We start from the raw sequence: 14,574 nt of genomic DNA on the forward strand, positions 1-14,574 counted from the left end.
CAAGGGGCGACATTGAGATAAACTGGTCCGATAAGCTCACGTTTACGTGAACTCTACATAATAATTATAGAAATAAATTTTGGAGCCTAGTATGGAAAAGATTTGGCTTAAACATTACCCCGCGGGAGTGCCAGATACGATCGATCCAGATCACTATGCGTCGTTGCTTGATATCCTTGAAGAAAGCATCGAGAAGTATGGTGATAAGACCGCATTCGTTAATATGGATTGCGAGATGTCGTTTGCAGAGCTGGGCGAAAAGGCGAAGCAATTTGCGGGATACCTGCAAAGCATAGGCTTACAAAAGGGCGATGCGGTTGCGATTATGATGCCAAATCTGTTGCAGTATCCCGTTGCGCTTTTTGGTGTGCTGGCGGCAGGCATGACGGTCGTTAATGTTAATCCGCTATACACCCCACGCGAATTAAAGCATCAACTGAATGACTCACAATCGAAAGCGTTGGTCATCTTAGAAAACTTTGCCAACACCTACGAAAAAATTGCCAAAGATGTAAAACTTGAGAAAGTCATCACTACGCAAATTGGTGACTTACTACCTGCACCTAAGCGCTGGCTCGTTAACTTTGTAGTTAAATACGTCAAGCGTATGGTACCGAGTCATTCGATTGGGCAACGTGTTGATTTCAACACGGCGCTCAATAAAGGTAAGCAAAACGCATATCAACGGCCATCATTGACCGGAGACGATATCGCCTTTTTGCAATATACTGGCGGCACAACCGGTGTTGCTAAAGGCGCCATGTTGTCACACCGCAATATGGTGGCAAACCTTGAGCAGGTTTCGTCGGTCATTACACCGATTATGTCCGATGGCGAAGAAATTATTATCACGGCATTACCGCTCTATCACATCTTTGCGTTAACGGCCAATTGCTTGACCTTTATTAAGCACGGTGGACGCAATATCTTGATTACCAACCCCCGTGATATGCCTGGTTTTGTAAAAGAACTTGGCAAAGTGAAGTTCTCGATGATTTCGGGCGTAAATACGCTGTTCAATGGCTTATTGAATGCTAAGGGCTTTAAGGATCTTGACTTCTCCAACCTCAAAGTAGCGTTGGGTGGCGGTATGGCTGTGCAAAAATCAGTTGCAGAGCACTGGGAACGCGTGACTAAGTCGCGGTTACTTGAAGGTTATGGTTTAACGGAGTGTGCCCCTGTCGTCACCGTGAACCCATATGATATCGAACATTACACCGGCAGCATTGGTCTACCTGTACCCAGTACTGAGGTAAAAATTTGCGATCCGGATAGTGGTGAAGAGGTCGCTATTGGTGAAGCGGGCGAGCTTTATGTCAAAGGTCCGCAAGTGATGGTGGGTTATCTGAATCGCCCAGACGCAACTGCTGAGTCGATCAAAGACGGCTGGTTTGCGACTGGCGACATGGCAACGTGCGACGAACGCGGGTATTTTAAAATCGTCGACCGTAAGAAAGATATGATTTTGGTATCGGGCTTTAACGTCTATCCGAACGAAATCGAAGACGTGCTGGCGGATCATTCTAAAGTGCTTGAAGTCGCTGCAGTGGGTGTCCCTCACGAGTCGTCAGGCGAGGTGGTGAAAGTATTCATCGTCAAGAAAGACAAGTCGCTAACCGAGCGTGAGATTATCGACTTTTCACGTGAGAACCTAACGGGTTATAAAGTACCTAAATTGGTTGAGTTCCGTGATGAGCTGCCAAAATCGAATGTAGGAAAAATCCTGCGTAAAGAGCTAAGAGACGAGAAAAAAGATTGACTAAGTTAACTCATCCAGACACTGGATACCGTTATATCAGTAGCGCTGATACGCTGACTGAGTTTTGTCAAAGAGCCCGCTTAGCGGGCTCATTTGCTATTGATACTGAATTCGTTCGACGAAAAACCTATTTTGCCAAACTCGGGCTTGTGCAACTGAATGTAGATGGCGATACCTTTATTATTGATCCTCTAATTGATATCGACTTATCTGCGTTGTGGCAGTTGATCGCCGATCCTGACGTGGTGACCGTGTTGCATGCTGGGGGCGAGGACATCGAACTGTTCTTCCATCAGTCTGGCGGCCTGAAGCCGCGTGCCGTGTTCGATACTCAGATAGCCGCCGGGTTTATTGGCATGGGTTCATCGCTTGGCTACGCTAATCTAGTCGAGCAACTGTTTGATGGTGTGACGCTGGATAAAAGTCAGTCTCGGACCGATTGGTTAAAACGCCCGTTAAGCGATGAGCAACTTGCCTACGCCGCGGCGGATGTAAGCTATTTAAATACCATGTATCCGTGGTTGTCTGAGCAAGTGACACAAGCCCATGTTGCCGATATTGTGACTGAGGAAAGTCAGTTGCAAGTGAGTAAGCGGACGCAAACAATTCCTAACCATTTACTGTATTTGTTTGTCGGTAACGCTTGGCAGCTTAATCAGAAGCAGTTGCAAGTCATGAAAACACTTGCAGCGTGGCGTTTAGATAAGGCGATTAGCGAAAACATGCCGCTGGGCTTTATCTTTAAAGATGGCGTGTTACTCGAGTTGTCACGTAAGATGCCACAGTCGAAGTCAGAACTGTATAAAATTAAAGATTTAGCGCCGATGACACGCAAGTATTCCGGTGAAGCCATTATTGAGCAGATTGCATCAGCGCTTGCTGAGGACGCGTCAAACTGGCCCCAGACCTTGCAAAGACTCGATGACATGCCAAACTACAAAACAGCGTTTAATGGTATTAAGAAGGCTGCTCAGGGCTTGGCATCGATGCTGAGCATTGATGCCGCGCTGGTTACTTCACGTAAGCAAATTAATGACTTTTTAATGTATCATTGGCAATTTAGTGCGGATCATCGGGCTGAACTGCCACGACCTGATCTGCAGCAGGGCTGGCGCTGGAGAGCGCTGGAAGCTGAATTAAAAGAATTTATTTAGTGCGAGTTTAACACCATGCTGTGCGACGTATTTAAAAGCTCGAGAAAAAGCGATACGTATTTGTACCTTCCTATGGGAAGTGACTTTGACGAATTGCCAGAGGCTTTAGTTAGCCACTTTGGCACTCCCAATAAAATAATGACGATAAATTTAGACAAGCGCGACCAACTTGCTCGGATTAGCGTTGAAGAATTAAAACAGCACTTGGCGGATCCAGGCTATTATCTGCAATTACCGCCACAACAGGAGTCCATGCTATGAAAAAGTTAACTTTGAGCACTTTGGCGCTTATCGTAAGTGCGTCGACGATGGCGGTGAGTGGCCACGTGAACGCTTACCAAGCGGAGTCAAACCAAGCGAGCGAACAGACTGACAATGTTGAACAAAAATTTCAGTCGTACGTTGAACAACTGCGTAAAGAAGCGCTTGAGCAAGGCTATACGCAAGACACGCTTGATCGTGCTTTTGCAAAGGTAAAATACTATCAGCGCGCAGTTGAACTGGATAAAAACCAGCCTGAGTTCAAGCTGACTCTAGATACATACCTACCTAGGGCAGTGCCGGATTGGAAAGCACAAAAAGCCGTAGAAAAATACCAAGAGCACAAAGAGTTACTTGACGAAATCGGTGAAAAGTACGGTGTGCAGCCACGGTTTATTGTTGCCTTATGGGGCATTGAAACAAACTTTGGTTCTTACACCGGTGGCTTTGATGTGGTTTCTGCATTGACCACGCTCGCATTTGATGGCCGTCGAGAGGCATTCTTTAAAAAGCAATTGTGGCAAGCGCTGACCATTATTCAGGATGGACATATCGACCCTGAACAAATGAAAGGCTCGTGGGCTGGGGCGATGGGACAAACGCAGTTTATGCCAAGCTCGTTCATGAGTTACGCCGTGGACTACGACAACGATGGCAAAAAAGATATTTGGAACAGCTATGGCGATGTATTCGCTTCTGCTGCCAATTATCTCAGCTCTGTTGGATGGCGTGATGATGTGACTTGGGGTCGTCAAGTGCAATTGCCTGAGCAGTTTGATACCTCATTGGCGGGTCTTGATACCAAGAAAGGTCTTGCTGAATGGCAAAAGCTAGGTATTACGCGCATGGATGGCAGCCCTTTACCGCAACGTGACGACATAGAAGCATCGGTCGTGATTCCTGACGATAAAGAAGGACGTGTTTACCTCGCCTACGCGAACTATGACGCATTGATGCGCTGGAATCGTTCACACTACTTTGTGGCAGCGGTCGGTTACCTTTCTGACCGTATTCGATTCCCTCGATGAACTGGTTTGATAAGCCACTGCATGCACTCAGCCATCGTGAATGGGAGGCCCTTTGTGATGGTTGCGGGCAGTGTTGCCTTAATCAATTGTTAGATGAACAAGATAACCTATATCAAACTGATGTGGCTTGTCGGTTGTTAAACACGGAGCATGCTGTGTGCAGCGATTATGCTAATCGAGCAGAGCGAGTGCCTGAGTGTGTGCAATTGACTTTAGATAACGTTGACTCAGTTGACTTCATGCCTAAAACCTGTGCATACAGGCTGAGGGCACAAGGTCAACCGATACCTGAATGGCATCCATTACGCCATCAGGGGAGTAAGCAAGCGATGCAACAAGCCGGCTACCATGTAGCCGGTCATTGTGTCAGTGAAACAACGTTTCGGGGCGAGCTAGAAGATCGTATCGTCACTTGGCCTCTTTAGCGCAATTTGTGCCAGATGTGGCTTATGGTTGCGACGGTGACAACCAGTGTCACGCCCGCGAAGATAAACGTCATCCATGCAGGCATGGTGGCACCTAAAAACGACCAATCAATATCGCCACACAGACCCGGTGCAGCAAAATAACTTGGCAGCCATTCATGTAGTGGCGCCCATGTCGGAAAATTCGGGGCACTCTCACATACCGCAAAAAAGGCATTCTTGGACGCTTGTAGATCCCAATGGTCATAGGCGATGAGCAGACCTTCAATGGCGGAATATAGCACGCCTGCTAACGCAGTTAAGCGGATCAATGGATTGCTTGAGCCCAGATAACCGAGCAGTGAGAACACCGCGATACCGATGACAGCCATGCGTTGATACACACATTTCACACATGGCTCTAGCCCTAAACCATACTGAAAGTAGGCGGCAACAGCCAATAATGATAATGAAATTAGAAACAGCGCCAACCAAGCATTGCGCTGACTTGGCCAAAGGTAGATTCGCATGATGAGATGTATCCAAATATGAGTTTAAGCGCTATAACATAGCCGAAAAGCAAATGGCTTGTCGATAACAATCAGTTTGCTTGTCCGACCTCATATAACACTGATAGAATCACACGATTGATAATGAAACAGGCGTAACAATGATCATTAAAGCAAAGAGTCCGGCAGGTTTTGCCGAGGAGTACATCGTTAAGTCAATCTGGAACGGGCATTTTGCTCCAGGTACGATCCTTCCCGCAGAGCGTGAACTGTCAGAGCTCATTGGTGTGACTCGTACAACACTCCGAGAAGTGTTACAGCGTTTAGCACGGGATGGTTGGCTTACGATCCAACATGGCAAGCCAACGAAGGTCAATAATTTCTGGGAGACGTCAGGTCTTAATATCCTTGAAACCTTAGCTCGCCTAGACGAAGATGGTATGCCCGAGTTGGTCGATCAGTTATTGTCAGCTCGCACCAATATCAGTGCCATTTACATCCGTGCCGCGATTCGTCACAACCCTGAAAGAGTGGTTGAGCTGCTGTCGAATACCGATGAACTCGCCGACGATGCTGAACGTTTTGCCGACTTTGATTACCAACTTAATCATGATTTGGCGATGGCGTCTGGTAACCCAATCTATGTGTTGGTGTTGAACGGCTTTAAAGGCTTGTACTCACGCATTGGTCAGTTCTATTTCTCATCACCTGAAGCACGTCAGTTAGCACGAGACTATTACCACAACCTCGATAATGTAGCTAAGAAGGGTGACTATAACGAGTCAGTGAACCTGGTTCGTCGGTACGGTTATGAGTCGGCGGAAATTTGGCATAGTTTGCGTGGTGACATTCCTTCCAACTTAGTCGATTGAGGCAATCGCTTTTTTCGAAAACGGTAGGATCGACATAAAAAAAGCCAGCAATTGCTGGCTTTTTAATCGTTAAACTGAGCTCAATTAAGCAAAGTTTTTGTTCACGAAATCCCAGTTTAGTAGCTTCCAGAAAGCTTCTAAGTAGTTAGGACGTGAGTTACGATAATCGATGTAGTATGCGTGTTCCCAAACATCAACAGTTAGCAGCGGCGTTACACCATCATGCGCAACTGGGGTGTCTGCATCATCGGTATTCATGATGTCGACAGAGCCGTCAGACTTCTTCACTAACCAAGTCCAACCTGAGCCGAAGTTACCTGCAGCGCTTGCGTTAAACTCTTCCTGGAACTTCTCGAAAGAACCCCATTTGTCGTTAATCGCATCCGCGATAGCACCCGTAGGAGCACCGCCACCATTGGGCTTCAAGCAATTCCAGTAGAACGTGTGGTTCCATACTTGTGCTGCATTGTTGAACAAACCACCTTTCTCAGACTTAATGATGTCTTCGAGTGATTTGCTTTCTAAATCGGTGCCTTTGACTGCATCATTTAGCTTGCTTACGTAAGTCGCATGGTGCTTGCCATAATGGTATTCGAGGGTTTCTTCTGAAATGTGTGGCTCGAGTGCGTTCTTCTCATAAGGAAGAGCGGGAAGTTCAAATGCCATAATCTCTCTCCATAGTTTTTAGTGCAAATAGCGTATTACACAAAATAAATGTGCAAGCTTTTGTTGTTGTTCATACGATATATAAGGGTGACTGGTTCTCTTTTCAAGTATAAGTTTTTATTATTTACGGTACTGGGTGTAAAGCGTTCAAAGAGAGCATTCGGGGGTTGCATGTGTTAAAATACTTGAGTATTTTTATCAACCATTCCATTCGTAAACAGTGATTTGAGGTGATATGGAAACCATCGACAAGATTAAACAGCAGATTGAAGAAAACCCAATCCTTCTATACATGAAGGGCTCACCTAAATTGCCGAGCTGTGGCTTTTCTTCTCAGGCCTCGCAGGCGCTGATGGGCTGTGGCCAAGCGTTCGCTTATGTCGATATTTTGCAGAACCCCGACATTCGCGCGGAACTGCCGAAGTATGCAGACTGGCCAACATTCCCACAACTTTGGGTTGAGGGCGAGCTTATCGGTGGTTGTGACATCATCGTTGAGATGTTCCAAAAAGGCGAGTTACAAGAATTGATTACTGAGGTTGCAGCACGTCACCCGCAACCTGAAGGCGACGAGTAATATTCGGCATTGTGAGGGGTTGATCTTTTATCTTCGATCCCCATATTTATTAGAGCTTTTAATTTAGGTCGCATGCATGCGGCCCAACATTCACTTAATACGGAGAGTATCAATGGCAGTTTTAGTAGGACGTAAAGCACCTGACTTTACCGCAGCAGCGGTATTGGGCTCTGGCGAAATCGTAGAAGATTTTAAATTTTCTGATGCGATCAAAGGCAAGAAAGCGGTCTTGTTCTTCTACCCGTTAGACTTCACTTTCGTATGTCCTTCTGAGCTTATCGCGTTCGATAAGCGTTTGGACGAGTTCAAAAAGCGTGGTGTTGAAGTCATCGGTGTTTCAATCGATTCTCAATTCACCCACAGCGCATGGCGCAACACTGCAACTGACGATGGCGGTATTGGTCAAGTTAAATACCCATTGGTTGCTGACGTTCGTCACAGCATCTGTAAATCATACGACGTTGAACATCCAGAAGCGGGCGTAGCGTTCCGTGGCTCGTTCTTAATCGACGAAGACGGTGTTGTACGTCACCAAGTGGTTAACGACTTACCATTAGGACGTAACATTGATGAAATGTTGCGTATGGTTGATGCGTTGAACTTCCACCAGAAACACGGTGAAGTATGCCCAGCAGGTTGGGAAGAAGGCAAAGAAGGTATGAAAGACAACGCTGAAGGCGTTGCAGCATACTTGTCTAAGAACGCTGACAAGCTGTAATAATAGCTCACAGCGATTCATAAAAAACGCGCCATTTGGCGCGTTTTTTTATGGCTGTTGGTCAGCGAGAGGCCACCCACCAAGGTCTTTCCATTTATTAACCATCCAGCAGAATAGCTCTGCGGTTTTTTCCGTATCGTACAGCGCAGAGTGCGCCTGCTTTTGATCAAACTCAATACCGGCGGCTTTACAGGCTTTAATCAGCACTGTTTGACCTAGGGTTAAGGCGGCCAACGACGTGGTATCAAAGCTGACAAACGGATGAAACGGATTACGTTTAATATTCGCACGCTCAGCAGCGCGCATCAGAAAGCTGTGATCAAAATTCGAGTTATGCCCAACTAATACCGAACGCTGACATCCTGCAGCCTTTTGTGCCTTGCGAATCGGCTTGAATAGCGCTTTAAGTACTTCGTCTTCGGGCAGCGCTCCGCGCAGTTCTGAATGCGGATCAATACCGTTGAACTCAATTGCAGCTTGTTCGATATTAGCGCCTTCAAAGGGTTCGACATGGTATTGGTGACTCTCAACCGGTTTGAGCAATCCATTTTCATCAAAATCCATGATGACCGCTGCGATCTCTAACAAGGCATCGGTTGATGCATTAAAGCCTGCTGTTTCTACGTCGATAACGACTGGTAGGTAGCCGCGAAAACGCTGCTTCATAAGTGAGTCTTCGGAACCTGACATGAACACACCTGTATTTGATAAATTTCTAGTGACCATTATGCCAAAGAGTCATGCTTTTTGCTTGTGATTTGGTTAAAGGTTATTGCTGTCTGACCGATACAGAATACGGATGATCAATGGAGGTGCGTGTGCGAGTGAATAATACAACCAAGCTATCAACGTTTTTACTGTTGAGTGGCATGTGTGTTGGTACGAGCCCATTTGCCGAAGCAAACGCGGTTAGATACTACAGCGCCAACTTAGATAATTCACTTTGGTACATGGCTAATAACACGCAGCTTAACTGTGAGTTAGAGCACGTGATCCCACGTTTTGGTAAAGTCCAATTTCACAGTGAGGCGAGTAAGCAACTCAACCTAACGATGAAGCTGGATATGCATCAGTTACCCGATGAATATGGTGTCGCTAGTATTGAGTCTGTACCGCCTCGTTGGCAACCCGGCGCGAATAGTTACGCTATTGGTAGTATGGACTTGTATAAGCAGTTTAACGGCGAACTTGAGAAGAAAGCAGCTTGGACTTTACTGACCGAATTAGAGAAGGGGCGATATCCTACTTTTCTTTATCAGGATTGGTACAACCAACGCGATCAGGTGGCTGTCGCAATCTCTTCGGTGAATTTCCGGAGTGCTTACGATGCATTTAAAGGCTGTATTAATGCGTTACTGCCATTTTCCTTCGAAGATATCGCATATACCGTGCTGAATCACGAAGCTGACAGTGACGAGCTGACAGTCAGTTCGCAACGTAAGCTGAAACAAATCAGTGATTACTTGAAGGTGGATACCAACCTAGATCTTGTATTGATTGATTCATACACTGACGCATTGGGTGCGCGCGAACCTAACCAAACGCTGACAGAAGAACGCGCTAATACGATCAAAGCATTTTTTGTCGAACGCGGCATTAATGCGGAGCGCATTGAGACGGTGGCGCATGGTGAAGACCGACCTATCGAACACAATGATAATGAGATAGGCCGCCAGAAGAACCGCCGCGTTATTGTCCAGCTCAGTAAGCCTTCGGGTGTTGAATTTTAATCGCTGGTTTTATCTTTAAACTCACACAAGTCTTCGATTATACAGCTGCCACACCTGGGTTTTCGTGCGACACAGGTGTAACGCCCGTGCAAGATGAGCCAGTGATGAACATCGACTTTAAATTCTTTAGGAACGACTTTTAGAAGCTTTTGCTCAACCTCATTGACGTTTTTACCAGGGGCCAATTTGGTTCGGTTCGATACACGGTAAATGTGCGTATCCACCGCGATGGTGGGCCAACCGAATGCCGTGTTAAGCACAACGTTAGCTGTTTTGCGTCCGACCCCCGGTAATGCCTCAAGTGCCTCGCGGCTCTCAGGTACTTCACCGTTATACTGCTCCACTAATATCTTGCACGTCTTGTAGGCGTTCTCTGCTTTTGAGTTGAACAAGCCAATGGTTTTGATGTAATCCTTAATTCCATCAACGCCAAGCGCAAGCATTGTTTCTGCGGTTGGCGCAGCAGGAAATAGCTTTCGTGTCGCCTTATTAACACCCACGTCGGTTGCTTGCGCCGATAACAATACGGCGATCAGCAACTGGAAAGGGGATTCATACTCTAACTCAGTGGTTGGATTCGGGTTGTTATCCCGTAAACGGCTTAAAATTTGGTAACGTTTATCTTTATTCATAGTGTTTAACTTTCAGCGGTCACGCGAGCACGGGTGACGGTCTTCTCGGTTTTGTGTAACTGTGCGCGTTTAGCATCAATACGATTTTTTATCGCAATAATAAAGCCCATACCGATAAATGCACCTGGCGGTAGAATAGCTAACAGAAGTGGATAATCGAGGCTGAATAGTTCGATACGTAATTGTTTAGCCCACTCGCCTAAAAGGAGCTCAGCACCGTCAAACAGGGTGCCATTACCGAGTACTTCGCGCAGCCCACCTAACACAACTAGAACGGCGGCAAAGCCAAGACCCATCATAAGGCCATCCACTGCGGCATAGTTCCACTTATTTTTAGAGGCATAGGCCTCTGCGCGCCCAATAATCGCGCAGTTGGTCACGATCAGCGGGATGAAGATACCTAGGGTCTGATACAGTTGATATACATAGGCATTCATTAGCAACTGGATTATGGTCACGAATGTGGCGATAACCATTACAAAGACAGGAATCCGTATTTCTTGCGGAACCCATTGGCGGACCAAGGATACGGTAATATTAGAGCCTATCAGCACAAATAAGGTCGCAAGACCCAGGCCCAATGCGTTGGTCACGGAGGCTGTCACTGCGAGCAATGGGCAAAGCCCGAGCAGCTGAACGAGGGCGGGGTTATTTTCCCATAAACCCTGTTTGGTTAGCGTCTTAAATTCACTCATGGCTTTCACCTTCCAAAGCAGAATGACAATTCGGTAATGATGTTTGGAACAGTTGGGTACTGTTTTGCTGCAAATACCACGTCGCCGATTTTACCGCGCCGACCACAGCGCGTGGTGTTATTGTGGCGCCGGTAAACTGGTCAAACATACCCCCGTCACGCTGAACCGCCCAACGTTCGTCGTCTTGGCTTCGCAAGCGTTTGCCAGCAAACGAGGTTATCCAATCACTCTTTTGTTTTTCAATTTTATCGCCAAGGCCAGGTGTTTCTTGGTGTTGAAGTGTTCTGACACCAAGTACCTCACCGCTGGGTTTAATCGCTACAAGTAAGCGAATTTTGCCCGAGTAACCATTGGGGGCGACCGCCTCGACGGCAAGCGCACTCGGTTCACCTGCTAAATAACCTCGGTATACGGGAACAGGTTGCTCGCTCAGCGCTGGTTCTGAGAGCAGACCACACGAGTGATAAAGATCGTTGTCATGCAGCGTTGGTGGAATAATCTCATTCAATGACGCAAGTGTTTGCGCGCGTTGTTGTTCACCGATAGCTTCCTTGGTCAGCGCTTCTACACCCAGCACCAAACCGGTCGAAACGAGCGCGAATAGACCGAGCAACAAGCCGTTCTTCTGCATGCTATTCAGTGTCATGTTTCGCTCCTACATGATGACCGTATACCGTGGGGCGAGTGTAACGATCGATGATAGGTACACACAGGTTGGCGAGCAAGACTGCGAACGCCACGGCATCTGGGTAGCCGCCCCAGGTTCTAATTATCCAAACCAATACACCAATCAGTAGGCCAAACAATAAACGACCGCGATCGGATGTGGCGGCCGATACGGGATCGGTCGCGATAAAGAAAGCGCCAAGCATGGTCGCACCGCTCAGGGCATGAAATACCGGACCAGGCATCACACTCGGTGCAAAAATATGTGCTAGGAAGCTGGGAATAAGCAAACCGGCAAGAAATCCAACGGGGATATGCCAACGAATAACGCGCTGTTGCAACAAAATGGCGCCGCCGAGTAAAAAGCCCAAGTTAAGCCACTGCCAACCGATACCGGCGAGGCTTGCCATCATGGGTTGTTGATAAGCCTCAGCGAGGATTTGTCCTTGGTCAAGCGCGGTTTTTACACCATCCAGTGGGGTTGCCATGGAGATGCCATCGATCGTCGTGCGTAATTGCTCAACATCATAGCCTGAAGGTGTGTATTCAAAGATGATGGTGTGCAGCGTTTGCCAGATGCCCAAATCATAAGGCGCAATTGGAGCGGCGGGTAACCAGTGCGTCATTTGCACAGGGAACGAAATAAGCAGCAGTACGTAGCCCGCCATAGCAGGATTAAAGATGTTCTGACCCATACCGCCATAGACCTGCTTGACGACCACAATTGAAAATAGCGTGCCGATCACGATAATCCACCAGGGCGCTAGAGGCGGAATACTGATAGCAAGCAATACTGCAGTGACAAGTGCGGTATTATCGCGCAGTGCCTGACGCGCGCTGCGTTCACGCGCCCAAACACAGATTGACTCAGACAGATAGGCGACACTGACTGCAATTAGAATTTGAAACCAAACACCCCAACCAAAGAAATACGATTGAATGAGCACCCCAGGAATGAGCGCAAATACCACCCATGCCATCACTTGGTTGGTCTTTTTTTGACTGTGACCATGTGGGGCGGCTGCCACTTTAAAACTCATTATTGTTTATCCTCCTGATCGCGCGCTTGTTTCTTCTTTTTCGCGCGAGCAATCGCTGCCGCAACGGCTGCCGACTTATCTTGCGCGGGGCGGGGTTGTGCGGTGGCTTCGTCACTCGCTTCGCTTCCAGCGCTCCTGTCAGCGCCTGCTTCGGATTCACTCGCTGCCTGCTGTGCAGCTTTCTTCGCTTTGGCTCGCTCGATAGCGGCGGCTACTGCCGCTGACTTCTTAGACTTTTCTTCAGGTTGCGAACCTGTCGGTTGTTCAGCAGCAGCGTTGCCACCCTCTTGCGCCGCCTTTTTGGCTTTCGCACGGGCAATCGCAGCCGCTACCGCCGACGATTTACCGTCGTGGCTAGCTTCTTGTTGAGGCGCTTCTTCAGCTTGTTGTTGCTGCATCTGTTTACGCGCTTCTGCCGCTTTTCGGTGACGCTCTAAACGTTCTTCTTTCTCCCGCTCTAAACGCGCCTGGCGAGCTTCAAAGCGTTGTTTGGCAAGTTCCGCTTTGGCTTGTTCACGTGCCTGGTTACGTATCTGTGACTTCGCTTGACGATAATAGTGGACGAGAGGGATTTCGCTCGGGCAAACAAAGGCACATGCACCACACTCGATACAGTCAAACAGATTATTTTCTTCAAGTGCTGGATAATCTTTGGCTTTTGCCAACCACTGCAACTGCTGCGGTTGCAGGCTAGCTGGGCATACTTCCGCACAGGCGCCACAGCGAATACATGCCATTTCATCACCCGGGGGCGGAAGTTCTTGCTTACTGGGGACTAAAATACAGTTGGTCGTCTTCACAACGGGAACGGCGGTGATAGGCAATGTGAAGCCCATCATTGGACCACCCATGATGACGCGTTGGTCTTTCTCTGGTTTGAAGCCAGCGTAGTCAAGCAGGGCATCCACGGGGGTTCCAAGCGGCGCCCAGACGTTTCCAGGGTGTTCAATACATTCACCGGTGAGTGTCACGACGCGCTCGATTAATGGCTTATCGTCAATGACGGCCTCTTTAACAGCAAAGGCCGTCCCCACATTTTGCATAATGATACCCATCTCAATGGGGAGTTGTTTGCTCGGCACCTCATGCCCAGTGAGCAATTGGATGAGTTGTTTTTCGCCACCGGAGGGGTACTTGGTGGGTACCACGCGCAGTTCAATATCATCATATTCCGCTATCGCTACGCGCATGCTTTCGATAGCCTCGGGCTTATTGTCTTCGATGGCAAGCAAGGTTGTATCGGCGCCCGTGATGTACGCCAAAATTCTCATACCGAGCACGATCGCTTGCGCGTACTCACGCATTAAACGGTCATCGGCACAAATATAAGGTTCGCATTCAACGCCGTTAATAATGAGGTAACTTACTGGTTTTTGTTGCGCCAGTTTTTGCGAGGTAGGGAACCCGGCACCACCCAAGCCTGCAACACCTGCGGCTTGAATGATATCTAACAACTCGGCTTTATCATGCTGCTGGTAATCAACCAGAGGGTGGCGCTCGCGCCATTCATCCTCGCCGTCGGGGCTGATGATAATGGCTTGTTCTGGCAGGCCCGACGCGTGCGACATCGGACGTTGTTCAATGGCTTTTACTGTGCCTGAAGTGGGGGCATGCAACGGCAGCCCTTGATGCAAAGCTGCATCCGTTAAAGGCTGACCTTTTAAAACGCGCTCGCCCACTGCGACGGTACATTGCCCAGACAGTCCAATATGTTGGCGCAATGGCAGAATAAGCTCGGCAGCGTATGGCACACGACTCAGCGGTTGTTCACTGGCGGGCTGCTTCCGTTCGGGTGGATGAATGCCGCCTGGGAAGCGGGCAATTTGACCTGACTCAACGAACTGCTTGATGTCTTGCATCGTC

At 48.0% G+C, this 14,574-nt stretch carries 17 protein-coding genes; 9 read left to right on the forward strand and 8 right to left on the reverse strand.

Annotated elements, in window-relative coordinates:
* Positions 1-91 precede the first annotated feature (91 nt).
* Genes fadD through DFP83_RS08525 form a run of 5 tightly spaced genes read left to right on the forward strand, consistent with a single transcriptional unit; the run spans position 92 to position 4,627 of the window.
* Complete coding sequence (gene fadD / locus DFP83_RS08505) at positions 92-1,759, forward strand: long-chain-fatty-acid--CoA ligase FadD (protein WP_110574806.1); 1,668 nt, start codon at positions 92-94, stop codon at positions 1,757-1,759.
* Positions 1,756-2,913 (forward strand): ribonuclease D, encoded by a 1,158-nt coding sequence (rnd, locus tag DFP83_RS08510; protein ID WP_110574808.1) that lies wholly within the window; start codon positions 1,756-1,758, stop codon positions 2,911-2,913. The genes fadD and rnd overlap by 4 nt, the downstream gene beginning before the upstream one ends.
* A gap of 15 nt (positions 2,914-2,928) precedes the next feature.
* Positions 2,929-3,174, forward strand: coding sequence for a YcgL domain-containing protein (locus DFP83_RS08515; protein WP_110574810.1), 246 nt, complete (start codon positions 2,929-2,931; stop codon positions 3,172-3,174).
* On the forward strand, positions 3,171-4,202 hold the full coding sequence (locus DFP83_RS08520) for a lytic murein transglycosylase (RefSeq protein ID WP_110574811.1): 1,032 nt from the start codon (positions 3,171-3,173) through the stop codon (positions 4,200-4,202). The genes DFP83_RS08515 and DFP83_RS08520 overlap by 4 nt, the downstream gene beginning before the upstream one ends.
* Positions 4,199-4,627, forward strand: coding sequence for a YcgN family cysteine cluster protein (locus DFP83_RS08525; RefSeq protein WP_110574813.1), 429 nt, complete (start codon positions 4,199-4,201; stop codon positions 4,625-4,627). The genes DFP83_RS08520 and DFP83_RS08525 overlap by 4 nt, the downstream gene beginning before the upstream one ends.
* On the opposite strand, the gene dsbB is transcribed toward DFP83_RS08525, so the two are convergent.
* Complete coding sequence (dsbB, locus tag DFP83_RS08530; protein ID WP_110574815.1) at positions 4,624-5,139, reverse strand: disulfide bond formation protein DsbB; 516 nt, start codon at positions 5,137-5,139, stop codon at positions 4,624-4,626. The two genes, DFP83_RS08525 and dsbB, sit on opposite strands and share 4 nt — an antisense overlap.
* Before the next feature lie 137 nt (positions 5,140-5,276).
* Between dsbB and fadR the strand changes: the two genes are divergently transcribed.
* Complete coding sequence (gene fadR / locus DFP83_RS08535) at positions 5,277-5,987, forward strand: fatty acid metabolism transcriptional regulator FadR (RefSeq protein WP_110574817.1); 711 nt, start codon at positions 5,277-5,279, stop codon at positions 5,985-5,987.
* An 84-nt stretch (positions 5,988-6,071) separates the two neighbouring features.
* On the opposite strand, the gene DFP83_RS08540 is transcribed toward fadR, so the two are convergent.
* Positions 6,072-6,653, reverse strand: a complete 582-nt coding sequence (locus DFP83_RS08540; RefSeq protein WP_110574819.1) for a superoxide dismutase — start codon at positions 6,651-6,653, stop codon at positions 6,072-6,074.
* Between the two features lie 235 nt (positions 6,654-6,888).
* On the opposite strand from DFP83_RS08540, the gene DFP83_RS08545 reads away from it, so the two are divergent.
* Together DFP83_RS08545 and DFP83_RS08550 are read left to right on the forward strand one after the other, a co-directional pair.
* On the forward strand, positions 6,889-7,230 hold the full coding sequence (locus DFP83_RS08545; RefSeq protein ID WP_110574821.1) for a Grx4 family monothiol glutaredoxin: 342 nt from the start codon (positions 6,889-6,891) through the stop codon (positions 7,228-7,230).
* 112 nt (positions 7,231-7,342) lie between these two features.
* Entirely contained in the window at positions 7,343-7,948 is a 606-nt protein-coding gene (locus DFP83_RS08550) for a peroxiredoxin (protein ID WP_110574823.1), read from the forward strand.
* A gap of 48 nt (positions 7,949-7,996) precedes the next feature.
* Here DFP83_RS08550 and rnt read toward each other — a convergent pair whose 3' ends face one another.
* Positions 7,997-8,638, reverse strand: a complete 642-nt coding sequence (rnt, locus tag DFP83_RS08555) for a ribonuclease T (RefSeq protein ID WP_110574824.1) — start codon at positions 8,636-8,638, stop codon at positions 7,997-7,999.
* 134 nt (positions 8,639-8,772) lie between these two features.
* Between rnt and DFP83_RS08560 the strand changes: the two genes are divergently transcribed.
* Positions 8,773-9,678 carry a flagellar protein MotY gene (locus tag DFP83_RS08560; RefSeq protein ID WP_241971614.1) on the forward strand — a complete coding sequence of 302 codons (906 nt, stop codon included), beginning with the start codon at positions 8,773-8,775 and terminating at the stop codon, positions 9,676-9,678.
* Here the strand turns inward: DFP83_RS08560 and nth are convergent.
* From nth to rsxC, 5 genes are read right to left on the reverse strand one after another with little or no spacing between them, the layout of a single operon-like run.
* A complete protein-coding gene (gene nth, locus DFP83_RS08565; RefSeq protein ID WP_110574827.1) occupies positions 9,675-10,310 on the reverse strand; it encodes an endonuclease III in 636 nt (211 codons plus the stop codon). The genes DFP83_RS08560 and nth overlap by 4 nt on opposite strands.
* Before the next feature lie 5 nt (positions 10,311-10,315).
* Entirely contained in the window at positions 10,316-11,005 is a 690-nt protein-coding gene (locus DFP83_RS08570; RefSeq protein WP_110574829.1) for an electron transport complex subunit E, read from the reverse strand.
* Positions 10,998-11,651 carry an electron transport complex subunit RsxG gene (gene rsxG / locus DFP83_RS08575; RefSeq protein ID WP_110574831.1) on the reverse strand — a complete coding sequence of 218 codons (654 nt, stop codon included), beginning with the start codon at positions 11,649-11,651 and terminating at the stop codon, positions 10,998-11,000. The genes DFP83_RS08570 and rsxG overlap by 8 nt, the downstream gene beginning before the upstream one ends.
* Entirely contained in the window at positions 11,638-12,711 is a 1,074-nt protein-coding gene (rsxD, locus tag DFP83_RS08580; RefSeq protein WP_110574834.1) for an electron transport complex subunit RsxD, read from the reverse strand. The genes rsxG and rsxD overlap by 14 nt, the downstream gene beginning before the upstream one ends.
* Positions 12,711-14,570 (reverse strand): electron transport complex subunit RsxC, encoded by a 1,860-nt coding sequence (gene rsxC / locus DFP83_RS08585; protein WP_110574836.1) that lies wholly within the window; start codon positions 14,568-14,570, stop codon positions 12,711-12,713. Before rsxC ends, rsxD begins: the two co-directional genes overlap by 1 nt.
* Positions 14,571-14,574 lie beyond the last annotated feature (4 nt).

The sequence above is a fragment of the Idiomarina fontislapidosi genome (assembly GCF_003226255.1).
GTDB lineage: Bacteria > Pseudomonadota > Gammaproteobacteria > Enterobacterales > Alteromonadaceae > Idiomarina > Idiomarina fontislapidosi.